Origin of the sequence: Cohnella yongneupensis (assembly GCF_042655785.1) — a bacterium.
In the GTDB taxonomy this organism is placed as follows: domain Bacteria; phylum Bacillota; class Bacilli; order Paenibacillales; family Paenibacillaceae; genus Cohnella; species Cohnella yongneupensis.
In genome coordinates this window covers 249327-266782 of sequence record NZ_JBHSNC010000057.1, presented here as the reverse complement: position 1 = coordinate 266782, position 17456 = coordinate 249327, and the positions used below count along the sequence as shown (strand labels likewise).

15 protein-coding genes and 1 other annotated feature are annotated in these 17456 nt (G+C 55.9%); of the genes, 1 reads left to right on the top strand and 14 read right to left on the bottom strand.

Going from position 1 to position 17456, the window contains the following annotated elements; all coding sequences use genetic code 11:
- Positions 1 to 17: 17 nt before the first annotated feature.
- The 7 genes from carB to lspA form a co-directional block, all read right to left on the bottom strand.
- Positions 18 to 3236 (bottom strand): carbamoyl-phosphate synthase large subunit, encoded by a 3219-nt coding sequence (gene carB, locus ACFPQ4_RS22550; protein WP_378114180.1) that lies wholly within the window; start codon positions 3234 to 3236, stop codon positions 18 to 20.
- On the bottom strand, positions 3223 to 4368 hold the full coding sequence (carA, locus tag ACFPQ4_RS22545) for a glutamine-hydrolyzing carbamoyl-phosphate synthase small subunit (RefSeq protein WP_378114179.1): 1146 nt from the start codon (positions 4366 to 4368) through the stop codon (positions 3223 to 3225). Before carA ends, carB begins: the two co-directional genes overlap by 14 nt.
- A gap of 21 nt (positions 4369 to 4389) precedes the next feature.
- A complete protein-coding gene (locus ACFPQ4_RS22540) occupies positions 4390 to 5697 on the bottom strand; it encodes a dihydroorotase (RefSeq protein WP_378114177.1) in 1308 nt (435 codons plus the stop codon).
- 50 nt (positions 5698 to 5747) lie between these two features.
- Positions 5748 to 6338 (bottom strand): bifunctional pyr operon transcriptional regulator/uracil phosphoribosyltransferase PyrR, encoded by a 591-nt coding sequence (gene pyrR, locus ACFPQ4_RS22535; RefSeq protein ID WP_378114176.1) that lies wholly within the window; start codon positions 6336 to 6338, stop codon positions 5748 to 5750.
- 284 nt (positions 6339 to 6622) lie between these two features.
- On the bottom strand, positions 6623 to 7858 hold the full coding sequence (locus ACFPQ4_RS22530; RefSeq protein WP_378114175.1) for an LL-diaminopimelate aminotransferase: 1236 nt from the start codon (positions 7856 to 7858) through the stop codon (positions 6623 to 6625).
- Between the two features lie 169 nt (positions 7859 to 8027).
- Complete coding sequence (locus tag ACFPQ4_RS22525; protein WP_378114174.1) at positions 8028 to 9035, bottom strand: RluA family pseudouridine synthase; 1008 nt, start codon at positions 9033 to 9035, stop codon at positions 8028 to 8030.
- Entirely contained in the window at positions 8986 to 9525 is a 540-nt protein-coding gene (gene lspA / locus ACFPQ4_RS22520) for a signal peptidase II (protein ID WP_378114173.1), read from the bottom strand. Before lspA ends, ACFPQ4_RS22525 begins: the two co-directional genes overlap by 50 nt.
- Before the next feature lie 125 nt (positions 9526 to 9650).
- Between lspA and ACFPQ4_RS22515 the strand changes: the two genes are divergently transcribed.
- On the top strand, positions 9651 to 10379 hold the full coding sequence (locus ACFPQ4_RS22515) for a TraR/DksA C4-type zinc finger protein (RefSeq protein WP_378114515.1): 729 nt from the start codon (positions 9651 to 9653) through the stop codon (positions 10377 to 10379).
- A gap of 117 nt (positions 10380 to 10496) precedes the next feature.
- On the opposite strand, the gene ACFPQ4_RS22510 is transcribed toward ACFPQ4_RS22515, so the two are convergent.
- From ACFPQ4_RS22510 to ACFPQ4_RS22480, 7 genes are all read right to left on the bottom strand, one after another.
- Positions 10497 to 10913, bottom strand: coding sequence for a DUF5665 domain-containing protein (locus ACFPQ4_RS22510; RefSeq protein WP_378114172.1), 417 nt, complete (start codon positions 10911 to 10913; stop codon positions 10497 to 10499).
- A 232-nt stretch (positions 10914 to 11145) separates the two neighbouring features.
- Positions 11146 to 14229: an isoleucine--tRNA ligase gene (gene ileS / locus ACFPQ4_RS22505; protein WP_378114171.1), complete on the bottom strand. Its 3084-nt coding sequence runs from the start codon at positions 14227 to 14229 to the stop codon at positions 11146 to 11148.
- A gap of 49 nt (positions 14230 to 14278) precedes the next feature.
- Positions 14279 to 14541, bottom strand: a binding site (T-box leader).
- A 107-nt stretch (positions 14542 to 14648) separates the two neighbouring features.
- Positions 14649 to 15134, bottom strand: coding sequence for a DivIVA domain-containing protein (locus ACFPQ4_RS22500; RefSeq protein WP_378114170.1), 486 nt, complete (start codon positions 15132 to 15134; stop codon positions 14649 to 14651).
- Positions 15135 to 15222: 88 nt separating this feature from the next.
- Positions 15223 to 16008 carry a YlmH family RNA-binding protein gene (locus ACFPQ4_RS22495; protein WP_378114169.1) on the bottom strand — a complete coding sequence of 262 codons (786 nt, stop codon included), beginning with the start codon at positions 16006 to 16008 and terminating at the stop codon, positions 15223 to 15225.
- Positions 16009 to 16020: 12 nt separating this feature from the next.
- On the bottom strand, positions 16021 to 16290 hold the full coding sequence (locus ACFPQ4_RS22490; protein ID WP_378114168.1) for a YggT family protein: 270 nt from the start codon (positions 16288 to 16290) through the stop codon (positions 16021 to 16023).
- Positions 16291 to 16294: 4 nt separating this feature from the next.
- Positions 16295 to 16750, bottom strand: a complete 456-nt coding sequence (locus tag ACFPQ4_RS22485; RefSeq protein WP_378114167.1) for a cell division protein SepF — start codon at positions 16748 to 16750, stop codon at positions 16295 to 16297.
- A 13-nt stretch (positions 16751 to 16763) separates the two neighbouring features.
- The gene (locus ACFPQ4_RS22480) at positions 16764 to 17450 is read right to left on the bottom strand and encodes a YggS family pyridoxal phosphate-dependent enzyme (protein WP_378114166.1); all 687 of its coding nucleotides are present in this window, start codon (positions 17448 to 17450) and stop codon (positions 16764 to 16766) included.
- Positions 17451 to 17456 lie beyond the last annotated feature (6 nt).

Below are 17456 nucleotides of genomic sequence, written 5' to 3'. Positions count from 1 at the left end.
CGGGCAACATATCTTGATTATGCTTGGAATGCAGGCATCGGCACGCTCGAGAAGCGGAGCGCTTGCAGCATGTGCAGCAGCGCGCTGACCGTATCAAGCGAAGTGAGGCAGACGACGCCGTTCTCTACCGCTTCGCGGCGAATACGGAAGCCGTCGCGCTCAGGCGTTTTGCCTTTGGTGAGCGTATTGACGACGAATTGCGCTTGGCCCGTGCGGATGAGATCCACGATGTTCGGCTCGCCCTCGGACAGCTTGTTCACGCGGCGGACTTTGAGTCCGGCGGCTTCGATCGCGTCAGCGGTTCCGCCCGTAGCGATCAGCTTGTAGCCTAGGTTGTAGAAGCCTTTCAAAATCTCGATCGCTTCCGCTTTGTCCTTGTCGGCGACCGTCGCGATAATCGCGCCGGATTGCGGGATTTTCATGCCGGAACCGATAAGTCCTTTGTACAGCGCCTTCGCATATTGACGGTCGCGGCCCATGACTTCGCCGGTCGACTTCATCTCCGGCGTTAGCGTAGGGTCTACGCGGCGCAGCTTCGCGAACGAGAATACCGGCACTTTGACGGAGACGAATTCGTCTTCCGGCCACAAGCCTTCTTGGTAGCCAAGATCGGCCAGCTTTTTGCCGAGAATCGCTTGCGTCGCCAGGTTCGCCATCGGGATGCGCGTTACTTTGCTAAGGAACGGCACCGTACGCGACGAGCGCGGGTTAACCTCGATGACGTATACTTTTTCCTGCCAGACGACGAACTGGATGTTAACGAGTCCGACCGTCTTCAATTCTTTGGCGATTTTGATCGTAATATCGATCGCTTGCTGCTTAATATCCTCGGACAGCGATTGCGGCGGGTATACCGCGATCGAGTCGCCGGAGTGGACGCCCGCGCGTTCGACGTGCTCCATGATGCCCGGGATAACGACCGTCTCGCCGTCGCAGATCGCGTCTACTTCGATCTCTTTGCCGAGCATGTAGCGGTCGATCAATACCGGATGCTCCGGATTGATCTTCACTGCGATTTTCATGTAGGAGAGCAGTTCCTCGTCGGAATATACGATTTCCATCGCGCGTCCGCCGAGTACGTAAGAAGGACGAACGAGTACCGGATAACCGAGCGCCTGAGCCGCGCCAACCGCTTCGTCGACGGACGTAACCGTCGTGCCCTTCGGTTGCGGGATGCTCAGCTTGCTAAGCAACGCTTCGAACTTCTTGCGGTCTTCCGCTTCGTCGATGCTGTCGAGCGAAGTTCCTAGGATGCGCACGCCTGCTTTGGCAAGCGGAGCTGCCAAGTTGATCGCTGTCTGTCCGCCGAATTGCACGATGACGCCGATCGGCTTCTCTTGTTCGACGACGTTCATGACGTCCTCGAAGAACAGCGGTTCGAAGTACAAGCGGTCGGACGTAGAGAAGTCGGTCGATACCGTCTCCGGGTTGTTATTGATAATGACCGCCTCGTAACCTGCGTTACGGATCGCCCATACGGCGTGTACGGTCGAGTAGTCGAATTCGATACCTTGTCCGATCCGGATCGGACCTGAGCCCAGAACGATGATTTTCTCCTTATTGCTTGGGAGCACTTCGTTCTCCGTCTCGTAAGTCGAGTAGTAGTAAGGCGTCGTCGCTTCGAACTCCGCCGCGCACGTGTCAACCATTTTGTATACCGGCGTCAAACCTTGCGCCTGACGATGAGCGCGCACGTCCGCTTCTTGCGTCAGCGCGCCGTTCGGGTGACCTTCGCGGCGAAGCTCGGCGATCGCGCGGTCCGTGAAGCCGTTGCGCTTAGCTTGGTACAGCGTTTCTTTCGTGAGGCCCGGCTCGCGGCGGATGACGTCTTCCATGTTCACGATGCGCTCGATTTTGTCGAGGAACCACCAGTCGATGTTCGACAGGTCTTGGATATGCTGCAACGTCCAGCCGCGGCGGAACGCTTCAGCGACGAGGAAGATGCGCTCGTCGTCCGCTTTGATCAGACGGTTTTTAAGCGTCTCGTCGTCGATCTCGTTCGCGCCTTTAAGGTAGATACGGTGTACACCGATTTCTAGCGAGCGAACGGCTTTCTGGATCGACTCCTCGAACGTGCGGCCGATGGCCATAACTTCACCGGTCGCTTTCATTTGCGTGCCGAGTTTACGGTTCGCGGACGTGAACTTATCGAACGGCCAGCGCGGGATTTTCGTAACGATGTAATCCAGAGTAGGCTCGAAGCAGGCGTAGGTTTGTCCCGTTACCGGGTTGACGATTTCGTCGAGCGTGTAACCGACAGCAATCTTCGCGGCCATCTTCGCGATCGGGTAGCCGGTCGCTTTGGAAGCGAGCGCCGAAGAGCGGCTGACGCGCGGGTTAACTTCGATAACATAATATTGATAGCTTTGCGGATCGAGCGCGAATTGTACGTTACAGCCGCCTTCGATACTCAGCGCGCGAATGATTTTGAGCGACGCGGAACGAAGCATTTGGTACTCGCGGTCGGACAGCGTCTGGCTTGGCGCCACGACGATGCTATCGCCCGTATGAACGCCCACGGGGTCGAAGTTCTCCATGTTACAGACGACGATACAGTTGTCGTTCGCGTCGCGCATGACTTCGTATTCGACTTCCTTCATGCCGGCGATCGATTTCTCGATCAAGCATTGTCCGATCGGACTGTAGCGGATACCGCTGTCGACGATCTCGCGCAGCTCTTCTTCGCTGCCCGCGATGCCGCCGCCCGTGCCGCCCAGCGTGTATGCCGGACGTACGATGACCGGATAGCCTATCGTGTTCGCAAAGTCTACCGCCGCTTGTACCGTCGTGACGATGTCGCTCTCGGGAACCGGTTGATCCAATTCGCGCATGAGGTCGCGGAACAGGTCGCGGTCTTCCGCGCGTTCGATCGCGGACAGCTGCGTTCCGAGCAGCTTCACGCCTTCTTTTTCCAGTACGCCGGCTTTCGCCAGCTCTACCGCCATGTTAAGACCCGTTTGTCCGCCGAGCGTAGGCAGGAGGCCGTCCGGACGCTCTTGACGAATGATTTGGGAGACGAATTCCAGGTTGATCGGTTCGATATATACTTTATCCGCGATATTCGTATCGGTCATGATCGTCGCCGGGTTGCTGTTGATCAGGACGACTTCGAAGCCTTCCTCTTTCAGCGCTTGGCAAGCTTGCGTGCCGGCATAGTCGAATTCCGCCGCTTGTCCGATGACGATAGGACCGGAGCCGATTACGAGCAGTTTTTTGAGCGAATTATTTTTGGGCATACTGAAGCTCTCCTCTCAACGTCTCCGACAGTTCCGCTTGACGGGAACGTACTGGATTGTCGCGCTTGTGCGTTCTGATCATCTCGATGAACCGGTCGAAAAGGTAGCCGTTGTCATAAGGTCCCGGCGCCGCTTCCGGATGGTATTGCACGGAGAACGCTGGGTACTTCTTATGCTTCAAGCCTTCGATCGTCTTATCGTTGTTGTTGATGTGAGTCACTTCCAAGTCCGTGCCGATGATCGACTCTTCGACGACGGTGTAGCCATGGTTTTGGGACGTGATGAAGCAACGGCCGGATTCCAGTTCCTTGACCGGATGGTTGCCGCCGCGATGACCGAATTTCAGCTTCCCAGTATCCGCGCCGCTAGCGAGCGCGAACAGCTGGTGTCCGAGGCAGATGCCGAACAGCGGGAATTCGCCGATAAGCTCGCGAACCGTCTCCACCGCGTGAGGCACGTCCTTCGGATCCCCAGGGCCGTTGGACAGCTGGATGCCGTCCGGATGCAATTTGCGAATGTCTTCGGCGGTCGCGTCTTGCGGAACGACGACGACGTCGCAGCCGCGCTTCGTCAGCTCGCGCAGAATGCCGCTCTTTGCGCCGTAATCGATCAGCACGATGCGTTCTTTTTCGCCCGGCGCAGAGAACACGCTCTTCGTGGACGTACGCGCCACTTGATCGCGCAGCAACGGCGTAGCGCCGAGACGCTCTTGCAGCTCCTCGATGCGCTCGTTGCCCGTCGTCAGGATGCCCTTCATCGTGCCGTGTTGGCGAAGAATCCGAGTCAGCATGCGCGTATCGATGTCGCTAATGCCTACGATGCCGTATTCCTTCAGCAGGTGATCCAGCGTATATTGCGCGCGCCAGTTGCTCGGCACTTCTTCGTGGCGTCTGACCACGAAGCCGTGGATATAGGGACGAATGCTTTCGAAATCGTCGCGGTTAATGCCGTAGTTACCGATGAGCGGGAACGTCATCGTGACGATCTGCCCGCAGTAGGAAGGATCGGAGAGCACTTCCTGATAGCCCGTAATTCCCGTGTTGAACACCACTTCTCCGACGGAACCGCCTTCCGCGCCGAACCCTCGGCCCGTAAACAACGTACCGTCTTCCAACAACAATCTTGCTTGCATCCCAATCACTCCTTAGCCGGTTTATCGTTCAATGCCTTGCTCTTCGGTCCAAACGACTTTGCCGTTAACCATCGTAAGTACAGGCCAGCCATACAGCTTCCATCCCGTGAACGGGGTGTTGCGGCCCTTGGTGAGGAAGTTCGCGGGATCTACGGCCCGCTCGTTCTCCAGATCGATAAGAATGAGATCCGCCGGCGCTCCGGTTTTCATCGTCCCGTAAGGGAGCTTGAATACTTCAGCCGGAATGCGCGTCATCTTGGCAAGTAAAAATTCCAGCGTCCATCTTCCCGTCTTGACGAACTTCGTGTAAAGCAGCGGGAACGCGGTCTCGAAGCCGACGATGCCGAACGGCGCTCTAGCCATGCCCCGTGCTTTCTCTTCCTCGCTATGCGGCGCATGGTCGGTAACGATGATGTCGATCGTTCCGTCCTCGAGCCCTTGAATGCACGCTTCGACGTCTTTCGGCGTGCGGAGCGGCGGGTTCATTTTCCAATTCGCGTCCATGCTGTCCGGGATATCTTCGTCGCTGAGCAACAAATGGTGCGGACATACCTCGGAGGTGACGTTCACGCCGACCGACTTGCCTAACCGAAGCAGTCTGACCGATTGCTCGGTGCTAACGTGGCAGACGTGATAGTGCACGCCGGTTGCTTCAGAGAGCAGAATGTCGCGGCCGACATGGATCGCTTCCGACTCGTTAGGGATGCCTTTAAGCCCATGCTTGCGAGCAAAAGCCCCTTCGGATACCGCAGCGCCTTCGACAAGCGAGTCGTCTTCGCAGTGCGCGATGATCGGCATGTCGAGCGACTTCGCGAGCGCCATCGCGTTTTTCATCATTTGCGCGTTTTGCACGCCGACGCCGTCGTCCGTGAAGCCGATCGCGCCAGCTTCCTTCAATGCCGGGAAATCCGTCAGCTCGCGGCCGAGCTCGTTTTTCGTAATCGCCGCGTAAGGCAGTACCCGTACGACGCCTTCGGTCTTCGCTTTATCGAGGACGAATTGAATCGTCTCCGGCGTATCCATGACCGGACGCGTATTCGGCATCGGGGCGATCGTAGTGAAACCGCCCTTCGCCGCGGATTCGGTGCCGCTAGCGATCGTCTCCTTGTACTCGAAGCCCGGCTCCCGAAGGTGCACGTGCATATCGATGAAGCCCGCGGAGATTAGCTTGCCGGAAGCGTCGATCGTGTCCGCGCCTGCCGCGTTAGGCAAGCTCGAACCGTCTAGCCACTCTGCGATTACGCCGTTCTCGATGCGCACATGCTTTTTCGCGAGCTCACCGGAATCGGCGTCCATTGTCAATCCGTTAATGATCCAAATCGATGCCATAGCTAGTGTGCCTCCTCTACTGCATATCTTTGTTCGTAATTAGAGATTAGTTAGCGTTGCATTTCCGCTTCGCGCGGATGAAGGATGGTGACGCAATCGCTCTCGTCGATTTCCAGCAACGACACTTCGATCTGCTCGTGCCGCGATGTCGGAACGTTTTTGCCGACGAAATCGGGGCGTATCGGCAGCTCTCGATGCCCTCTGTCCACGAGAACGGCCAGCTGAATCGACTGCGGCCTGCCTTGATCCATGAGCGCATCCATCGCCGCCCGGATCGTCCGACCGGTGTAGAGTACGTCATCGAACAATATAATACGCTTATCTTTCACCAAAACGGCAAGTTCCCTAGCGGGCATTCTGTCTCGCCGTTCGCCGAATCCCGGACGATCGTCGCGGTATCCCGTAATGTCCAGCTCGCCTAGGGCCACCGATTGATCTTCGATCTCTCGTACCCGTTCCGCGACTCGAGCGGCTAGATATACGCCTCTCGTGCGGATGCCGATAAACACGCAATCTTCGATTCCTTTGTTCTTCTCGACGATCTCGTGAGCGATCCGGGTAAGCGCCCGCCTGATGGCGGATTCGTCCATTATGACGCGGGAGTCTTGCATGTCGAACGCTCCTTCTTGCGTGGATGGCATACAAAAATCCTCCTTGCGTCAGACGCAAGGAGGATTCAGGACAGAAGTTGATAGAACCGGCTGGGGCTTGCGACTTCTCGCTCAGAGAAGGAGCATGAGCCAACTAACGTCCGAGAGCGGACGCGCCGATGCTATAGCTTGCTATTCTGCGTCACCTTGACAGCCTCACGGGACTGAATTAAAGGTACCAGTTCATTAACAAGCATTATCCCATGTTCGACATGAACTGTCAAGGCGATTGCAGGGGTTTCGTTCAGCCGGAATCGGTTGACCGGGCGCGAAACCTACAGGCTCAGCTTCGTAATGCGTTCCACGGCTTTTTCCGTATTCTCGCGGCTGCCGAACGCCGTCAGGCGGAAGTAGCCTTGGCCGCTTTGGCCGAAGCCGACGCCCGGCGTGCCGACGATGTTCGCTTCGGAAAGCAGCTTGTCGAAGAACGCCCACGAATCAAGTCCGTTCGGCGTCTGCAGCCAAATGTAAGGCGCGTTCACTCCGCCGTAAACCGTCAAGCTGAGCGATTTCAGGCCGTCGCGGATGATCGCCGCGTTAGACATGTAATAGTCCACGAGCGTCGCGATTTGCGCTTTGCCTTCTGCCGAGTAGATCGCTTCCGCGCCGCGCTGGGTCACGTAGGATACGCCGTTGAACTTCGTCGTGTGCCGGCGGTTCCACAAATCCGCGACGGTCACTTCGTTGCCGTTCTCGTCTTTTGCCTTGACGCCGCGCGGAACGATCGTATACGCGCAGCGAACACCCGTGAAGCCGGCCGTCTTGGAAAGACTGCGGAACTCGATGGCTACGTCTTTGGCGCCTTCGATTTCGTAAATGCTACGCGGAACGTCTTCTTCTTGAATGTACGCCTCGTAAGCCGAGTCGAACAGAATGATCGCGTCGTTCGCCTTCGCGTAATCGACCCACACTTTCAGCTCGTCTTTCGTCAGCGTCATGCCGGTCGGGTTGTTCGGGTAGCACAAGTAAATCAAGTCGACCTTGCGGTCCGGCAAGCTCGGCTTGAAGTTGTTTTCCGCGTTGCAAGGCAAGTAGACGATGTTCTCGTAACGGTTCGTCTCTTTGCTGAACGCGCCGGAGCGTCCGGCCATAACGTTCGTGTCGACGTACACCGGATAAACGGGGTCTTGAACGGCGATGACGGCATCCTGGCTGAAAATTTCCTGGATGTTTCCGACGTCGCACTTCGAGCCGTCGCTGACGAACACTTCGTTGCTCGCCAGCTCGATGCCGCGCGCCTTGTAGTCATGCTCGATGATCGCGTTGACGAGGAAGTCGTAGCCTTGCTCCGGGCCGTAGCCGCGGAATGCGCTAACGGTCGCCAGCTCGTCTACGGCGGCGTGCATCGCCTTCGTGACCGCTTCAGGCAAAGCTCGGGTAACGTCTCCGATGCCGAGGCTTATAATTTGAGCGTTCGGGTTGTCTTGAATAAACTTCGTCCGGCGCTTCGCGATTTCCGAGAATAAGTAACTGCCCTGTAAATTCAAAAAGTTTTGATTGATTTTAGCCATATCTATGACCGCCTTCCGGTTTGTTCGTTATAAAGGGAAAACCGATTGGTCGTCCCGTCTATTCGCACTACGTACAGTCTATCGTACATCGCGAACCGGGCATCATACACCAATCGGTCAAAAGTTTGCATTATTACGAATCAAACCGTCTCGTCGGTCCCGGGCCGGATCAGCGCGTTCTGAGAATGCCGAGCGCATGCTCCATATCTGCCGGAATCGGTGCCGAGAACTCCAGCCACTTTCCGGACCGCGGATGCTCGAAGCCGAGCACGCCCGCATGCAACGCTTGACCGGACATGCCGAGCGTGCGACCGCTCTTGCCGCCGTACACCGGATCGCCGACTAGCGGATGGCCGATATACTTCAAGTGCACGCGAATTTGATGCGTTCTCCCCGTCTCGAGCTTCAAGTCGAGCAGCGTATAATCTCCGAATCGCTCCGATACGGCGAAATGCGTAATCGCATGCTTGCTGTTCTTTTCCGTTACGACGTACAGCTTGCGATCTTGATTCGCCCGTCCGATCGGCGCGTCGATCGTGCCCTTATCATGCTCCACTTGCCCGTACACGATCGCGTAGTAACGCCGGTTCACCGAGTGCTCTTTAAGCTGCGCGGCCAAGGAGGCATGCGCGAGATCGTTTTTGGCGACCATCAGAAGACCCGACGTGTCTTTGTCGATGCGATGCACGATGCCGGGACGCATAACTCCGTTAATGCCGGACAAATCTTTACAATGGTAGAGCAGTGCATTGACGAGCGTTCCGTTCGGATGTCCGGCCGCCGGATGGACGACCATGCCGCGCGGCTTATTGATGACGATTACATCGCTGTCTTCGTATACGACGTCCAGCGGAATATTTTCCGGATAAGCTTCGAGCGGTTCCGGTCCCGGTATCGTTACGACGATGTCGTCCTCCGCGGCTACTCTAGCGTTCGGCTTCGATTGCTGACCGTTCACCGTAACGGCCCCCGTACGAATCCAATCTTGGAGCTGCGAACGCGACACCTGCTTGTCCGACATTTTCTCGGTCAAATGCTTGTCGAGACGCTCTCCCGCGGAAGACTCGTCCACGCGCCATTGGACGTGGTTGTCCGACTCTTCCGTTTCCGTGTCTTGCGCCCAAGCGTCAAGCGGTAGGTTGCTCTCCGCGCTCTCGGGTTTGTTCTCCGTTGTCATTAGGTTCATTCTCCTGTTTCTGATTAAGCAGCGCATCCAATATTACGAGGCCAACGCCGCAGACGATACCGCAATCCGCCACGTTGAACAACGGAAACGTATACGAGCCAAAGTTGAATTGCAGAAAATCGACGACCTCGCCGAACAGCGAGCGATCGAGGAAATTGCCAACCGCGCCGCCAAGCACCATACCCAGACCGAATAGCAGTACGCCCCGGCCGTTGCGGTAAGAACGATGAAGATACCAAATGATCGCGCTAACGACGATAAGCGTGATCAAGATAAAAAACCAACGTTGGTCCTGAAGAATGCCGAATGCCGCGCCGCGATTGCGGATGTGCGAAATAACGAAGAAATTGCCGAGCACCTTAATTTGTTCGGTATTTTCCTGCACGTTTCGATCGATGATTTTTTTCGTCACAAAGTCGAGTACGAATACGATAACTGCGATTGCGTAATATGCCCAAATCGGCCAACGACGTCGTTGCATTGCTGTTCGCTCCTCTTCGTTTCTCCTGCGTGCCCATTTTATCACATTGCTTTCCACTCGTAAAACGCTCCCCCGGGGGAAAACTACATTCCGTCAAAGGATAAAGGGGAGTGGACAGCTTGACGATGCAGTTGGACCAAGGACGGATGGACCGTCTTAAACGCAGGTTGCTGCAGGAGAAAAGCGAGCTTGAAGCGCGCGTGCGCGGCAACGACCATTTCGGATTGACTTCTTCCTATCGCGAATCGACCGGAGAGCTGTCCGGGATCGACAATCATCCGGCGGATGCCGGTACCGAGATGTTCGAGAGAAGCAAGGACATCGCCCTGTTGGAAAAAGAAGCGTTCCGGCTGGAGCGCGTCGATGCGGCGTTAGCGCGGATGGATTCCGGCGAATACGGCCATTGCGTCGCGTGCGGCAAGTTTATTCCTTGGGAGCGTCTGGAGGCGTTGCCGACGGCGATCTATTGCATCGACCATGAGCCTCGCCAAGAAAACATCGAACGCCGTCCAGCGGAAGAGCTGTTCCTTACTCCGCCGTTCGGTCGAACAAGCTTGGACGAGAAGGAAAGCCAGAACGGCTTCGACGGCGAAGATGCTTGGCAAATCGTCGAGTCGTGGGGCAGCTCGAACAGTCCGGCCATGGCGGAAGGTAACAATATCGACGATTACGAGTCGATGAGCATCGAGTCCGACGAGAACGACGGATTCGTCGAGCCGCTCGAAAGCTTTCTCGCCACGGACATTACCGGCAACCATGTTAGCATCGTGCGCAACCGCGCCTATAGGCAATACATGGCAGCTAACGAAGGCGATCATTTACTGGAACCGGAAGAGTTCGCCGATGAATTTTAACCTATGAAATTCGTACGGGGTTTAGACGATGAGGGTTTAGGGCGCCTCATGTCGCTTTGACCGTCGTCTTCTAAGCCCCTTTACAACGATATCCCCCTCGCTCAGGAACGCCGCCCCCTATGAATGCGGCTTAATTTCAAGTTGCCGCTGAACGACCCGCACGATATCGGCTATATAGTCCCCAACGATCGGAAGATTGAGCGCGCCGATCCATTGCAGCACGTACACGATCGTCGCCGCGAAAAAAGAAAAACCGATCGCATAGCCGATCCCCCGCGCCAACCCGGAAATTAAATTGTTCAAAATAATTTTCCATGGCTTTTGCATCAGATTAACGTAATCTCTCAACTTCGCTTTTTCCATATTGGCCGCCAGTTGATCGATTCTTGCAGACAAGAAGTTGAGCGTTCCCCTAAGGGCGTTCGCTTCCTCCGCGAGTTGCGCGGTACCTTCGACGGGCTTAGCGCCAGCATCATTGGTAACCTTCACCTTAACTTCGTTGATTTTGCCATTCTTGCGACGCCCGCTACTCATTCGCATGCCCCTCTTGACGTCTGATGAAAAATACCGCGCTTGTCTACATCCGTTCCGATCGTGCACCTGAGCGACGGGGATATCGTTATAAAGGCATTGTGCCCATATCCGCCGAACGCAAAACGAGCCCTCCCCGTCGCACAGGCGCTAAGCGCCTGTGCGACGGGGAAAAGAGCTCGTCAATATCGCAGTCCTTATTAGGTTTGGCTAAATCGGCGTCCGATTATGCTTCTTAGACGATCGCTAGCGAAATCGTCTTATCTCCCGCTTGCAGCGTCTCCATGCCTTCCGTACGGCCGAACGTAACCGCGTTAACGAGTACGTTATCGCGGAGGACGCCGTCGAATTTAACAAGCGCCGCTTCCAGCTCGGAATCGACATCCAGCACCAGATCTACGCGCTTCTCGATCGGCAAATCGAGCTTCTTCCGCGTGTCCTGCACGGCGCGAATCACTTCGCGTACCCAGCCCTCTTGCTCGAGCTCCGGCGTAATCTCGGTATTCAACGCGACGGTGACGCCGCCACCGGATGCCGACGCAAAACCGGATTTCGCTTCTTTCTCGACGAGCAACTCGTCGACTCCGATCGCAAGCGCTTCGCCTTCCGGCGATACGAAGTTGAACACGCCCGTCTGTACGACATTATGAGACTCGTCTCCGCTCAAGGCCTTAAGCGCCGCTTGAATCGGACCGACGTTTTTGCCGTATTTTTTGCCCGCGACTTTGAGGTTCAGCTTTAAGTTGAAGTTAACGAAGCTGCTGTCGTCCGAGGCGAGCGTGATCGTCTTCACGTTGATCTCGTCTTTGATGATGTCCTCGTAGTCCGCCAAATTGAACGCCCCGCTCAGCGATACGAGAAGATCGGACAACGGCTGGCGCGTCTTGATGTTGGACTCGTTACGGATGTTACGTGCCAGTTCGACGAGATTGCGGGCAGTTGCCATGTCCCGTTCCAGCTCTTCGTCGATCGCAGATAGGTCCGCTACCGGATAGTCCGCCAAATGGACGCTTCCTTCGCCGCCCAAATTGCCGTAGATGTCCTCTGCAACGAACGGTGCATATGGCGCGATCAGGCGAGACAACACGAGCAGCACTCTTCCGAGCGTTTGATAAGCGGCCAGCTTATCGTCCGTAAGCCCGCTTCCCCAGAAACGGTCGCGCGAACGGCGCACGTACCAGTTGGACAGCTCGTCGATGAACGACTCGATATTTTTCGCCGGATTGAGAAAGTCGTTCGCTTCCAGCCCGGTGGTAACGGACGCCTCAAGCGAATTCAGACGGGAAATGATCCACCGGTCAAGCTTATTGTCGGACTTGACAGTCGGATGCTGACCCGGCACGTACCCGTCGATCGTCGCGTAGAGCGCATAGAAAGCATGCGTGTTCACTAGCGTGTCCACGACTTTCGATTTCGCTTCCGCCACGATGCCTTTCGAGAACCGTTTGCTGTTCCACGGCGCGCTGTCCGCGAGAAGCGCCCAACGGAACGCGTCGGTGCCGAATTCGTTGATGATTTCCCAAGGGTCGATAACGTTGCCTTTGGATTTGCTCATCTTTTGCCCGTTCTCGTCCAGCACGTGGCCGGTGGAGATTACGGATTTGTACGGCGCTTTGCCGTTATACAGCGTCGAGACGGCCAGCAGGCTGAAGAACCAGCCGCGCGTCTGGTCAATGCCCTCACAAATGAAATCCGCGGGATATTGCTCGGCGAACTTCGCTTCGTCGCCTAGCGGGTGGAAATATTGCGCGAACGGCATAGAACCGCTGTCGAACCAGACGTCGATCACTTCGGACGCGCGGGTCATGACACCTCCGCAAGAGCATTTCAGTTGCACGGCGTCGACGTACGGCTTATGCAGCTCCAGATCCGCAGCGACGTCGCCCACCGCTAGCTCGCGTAGCTCGCTCCGGTTATGCACCGCCTTCTCGTGCCCGCACGATTCGCAAGTCCATACGTTAAGCGGCGTACCCCAATAACGGTTACGGCTAATGTTCCAGTCGACGAGATCTTCGAGGAACTTGCCGAAGCGTCCGTCGCGAAGATGCTCCGGATACCACTGGATCGTCTTGTTGTTCTCGATCAATTGGTCTTTGACCGCCGTAGTCTTGATGAACCAGCTCTCCGTCGCGTAGTAGAGCAACGGCGTTTTGCAGCGCCAGCAGAACGGGTAGCTGTGTTCGTATTTTTCCTTGTGGTACAACAGACCAAGCTCGGAAAGCTTGCGCACGATATCGACGTCGCAATCTTTGACGAACCGTCCGGCCAAATCCGTTACTTCATCGATATAACGTCCGGCGCTGTTCACGACCATGAGCATCGGGATGCCGTGCTGTTTGGCGACGCGGTGGTCGTCTTCGCCGTGAGCGGGCGCGATATGAACGATACCGGTACCGCTCGTATCGCTAACGTAGTCGGCATCGATGATCCGGTAGGCGTTATCTACCGTCACGTATGGGAACAGCGGCTCGTACGTCAGGCCAACCAACTCGCGTCCTTTGACCGTACCGAGCACTTCGTAGTCGCCCTTCATCACTTTCTCGACGAGCGCGCTCGCGAGAATGTATACGCCGTCCGCTTGGCGTACGCGGGCGTAATCTAACTCCGGATTTACGGCTAGCGCAACGTTCGCAGGCAACGTCCATGGCGTCGTCGTCCAGGCGAGCGCGTATTCGCCGCTGCCGGACAGCTTGAACTTCGCGGTCGCCGTCAAGTCTTTGACGTCCTCGTAGCCTTGCGCCACTTCGTGCGAGCTAAGCGTAGTCTGGCAATCCGGGCAATAAGGACTTACGCGATGGCCGCGGTACAGTAGCCCTTTCTCGTGAATCGTGGCGAGAATATGCCATACGCTCTCGATGTACTCGTCCTTGAGCGTGATGTAAGGATCGTCGAGATCCGTCCAATAAGCGATCGCTTCGGTCAGCTCGCGCCATTGGCGCTCGTATTCGAACACGCTCTCGCGGCATTTCTTGATGAACGGTTCCACGCCGTACTTCTCGATCTCCTGCTTGCCCGAAATGCCGAGTTGTTTCTCCACGCCGAGCTCAACCGGAAGACCATGCGTATCCCAGCCGGCTTTGCGGATTACGCGATAGCCCGCCATCGTCTTATAACGGCTAACAAAATCTTTAATGACGCGGCCGAGCACGTGTCCGATGTGCGGCTTGCCGTTCGCCGTCGGCGGTCCCTCGTAGAAGACGAAGTTCGGACGGTCCGCCCGGTTCTCGATCGACTGACGGAACGTATTCTCTTTGCTCCATTGTTCCAAAATGCGCTGCTCGCGGGCTCTAGCCCGCTCCTTGACGTCTACGCGACGCATAAGACTCAACCCCTTATCATGTCTGAAAATAACAAAAAACCTCATCCCGGTAAGGGACGAGGTTGAACTCGCGGTACCACCCTTGTTCCGCTTCCGATCGGGATACCCGACGGGGCGGCTCTTGGCGGCCGAATCGTATCGGCCAGCTCTTATAACGGTGAGCGTCCGGCTACCTCTACTTGCGCGCTGCCGCGCGATGTTCGAGCAAGCTTCTCGGGGATGATCTTCGGCAAGCTTCGGTCGTCGGCTCGCACCTTCCGCCAACTCTCTTGAGACCTGATGCATGCGTACTGTTCCCGTCATCGAATGATCATTAGTATACTCCATTTATACTGATTGTTGTGAAGTTTGTCAAACGGCGGACTTAAATCGGGCGCAAAAAAAAAGACCCCGAAAGGTCTCTTATTAGCTCGTTCGCTTTATGCCTCGATGCCTCTAGGCTCCCGATGATCGAGCGATTCCCAGCCGTCCTGCGTCAGCAGCTCAAGCTGCGTCTCGACGAGCGCGCGGAACCGGGCGCGATAGATCGCGGCTTGCTTCTTCAGCTCTTCGACTTCCAGCGCGACTTTGCGGGACTTGGAGAGCGCGTCGTTGATAATGCGGTCTGCGTTCTTCTCCGCTTCCTTAACGATGAGCTGCGCTTCCTTCTTCGCGTTGGACTTCAAATCGTCAGCCGCTTCTTGCGCGACGATGATCGTCTTGCTGAGCGTCTCTTCGATGTTGGAGAAGTGCCCCAGCTTGTCTTGCGCTGCGCTCACTTGATTGTTAAGTTCTTTGTTCTCGCGGATCAGCGCTTCGAAATCTTTGATGATCTGATCGAGAAATTCGTTTACTTCGTCTTCGTCGTATCCGCGCAGTCGGCGGCCGAATTCTTTATTGTGGATGTCTAATGGTGATAATGGCACTGGCGCACCTCCGAGTTCGTATTGTCTATATCTCCTGTTCCAGTCATAGACTCAATTCGACGAAACGCGCTCGATTCCTGCTAACCGATCATACAAATTTACCGATTCTTACCCGAATTCTACCGCTTTTCGACATTCCCTCGACTTCGAGCACTTTAAATCGCCCGAGGCCTTTGACGGAAACGACGTCGCCTTCCTTCAACGATTCGGCCGGATTCTCTTCTGCTTTCCAGTTCACTCGGCATCGGCCCGCACGAATCGGATCCACGATTTTCGTCCGGCTTAACCGAAACACATCGCTTGCAATGCCATCCAGTCGCATGGAGGCGACGGAAAGTACCTGCTCGTCCATCTTCGACACAACGACCTTCAACTCGGCAAGCGGCCGCACCGAAACGGACACATCGACCCGATGCGCCTGCTTCATATGACCGATCAGGAAGTCGCCGATCTCCTCGGTGATGAGCGCATGACAGCCTGACTCGCTGACGTGCAGGTCGCCGATCTTCTCTCGTTTAATTCCGAGACCGAGCAGCGCCCCTAAGTAGTCGCCATGGTCCAAATCCGATATGCGGCGATCGTCCGAAGCAATATCTAGTACGGTAATACCCATATCCTCGTCTTCGAGCATCCGGTAATCCGGCGCGACGAGCGCCCTACGGCGCTCCGCCTGGGAATAACCTCCGTCGAGCCGGACTTGCGCATCCGGATGGCGATTCGCGAGCGACAACAAAATAGACGCCTGGCGAGGATCGAGAAAGTCCGTGCGCTTCATCTCGTGATAAAGCGCGGCACGTTCGACCCATTCCCAGGCGCGGTCCACGAACGATTTCTCGTCCGGGTGAAAATGTTCGTAAATATTTTTGTGAGCCATGATCGTTCCTTCCTACTGTACGAACGCGTCGATAACGACCTTCAAGCCTCTGGCTACTAAATAAACAGACAAAGAAGCGACGATCGGCGAAATGTCCATAATGCCGCCGATCGGCGGAATAATGCGGCGAAACGGTCTCAAGTACGGTTCCACTAATCGGCCCAGCATCTCGCCGACGAAGCTTTCGCGAACGTTAGGCAGCCAAGACATCAGTACGTAAATGAGAATCATGTAAAAATAAATATCCGCCAGCATATCGATATAATGGGAAATATCGTTCAATGGGTCACCTCATTCTAGGGTTGTCGGCTTCCTCCGTTAAAATCTCCGTGATCGTACCCGATACTTCTACGGAGTCGGGCGTGCACAGGAAAATGTCGGAGCCTACTTTAGAGATGTGGCCTCCCAGCGCGTACACGGTACCGCTTAAGAAATCTACGATGCGGATCGCTTGGTCTCTTCTTACGCGCTGCAAGTTCACGACGACGGAGCGGCGGGATTTCAAGTGATCGGCAATGTCTTGGGCTTCGTCATATGTACGAGGCTCGGTCAATACGACGCGGGCGTTTTTCTGCGAATGGATGCTCACGACATTGTTCTTACTTGATTGTTTACGCGAATCAAAGACCGGCGTTTCAATTTCTTGCTCTTCGTCGTGACGGGTATTACGATCGCCGGCTTCGACCAGCTCTTCCTCTTCCTGCAAGCCCAGATAATTCAGAAATTTGTTCATGACGCCCATAATATTCCCTCCTCTAATCTTCTTTCCCGACTAAGACCGTACCCAAACGCACGTGGGTTGCGCCTTCTTCCACGGCAACCTCGAAATCTCCCGACATCCCCATCGAGAGCGCCGTAAGCGGCTCTCTCCATACCGCAGTCCGATTGAGGTCGTCTCTGAGTTGTCTAAGCTTGCGGAAGATTGGACGGGTATCCTCTGGCTCGCTTTCATACGGGGCCATCGTCATCAAGCCGATCGGCTTGATGCGGTCGAAAGGTTCAAGCTGGCGAATAAACGCCCCCAGCTCGTCCGGTGGAAGACCATGCTTCGATTGCTCCCCCGAGACGTTCACCTGCAAGAAGCAAGGCACCTCGAGACCGAGCAGGCTCGCTCGTTGATGAATCGCTTCGGCGAGCGACAAGCGATCAAGCGAATGAATGAAGTCGAACTTGCCGACGACATCCTTGACTTTGTTAGTCTGAAGTGACCCGATATAGTGGAACACGGCTTGATCTTTCAGCGTTTCCCACTTTTCTTTGGCGTCGGGCCAACGGTTCTCGCCGATATGATTCAGCCCTTCGCGTACCGCGGCTTCGGCCGTCGCCGTCGATACGTACTTCGTGACCGCGATGATTTGCACTTCTTCGCGGTTTCTGCCGCTTCTGCGGCATGCTTCCTGCAGCCGGCTTTCCACGTCCCGCAGACGGGTTTGCAGCGTCACGGCACG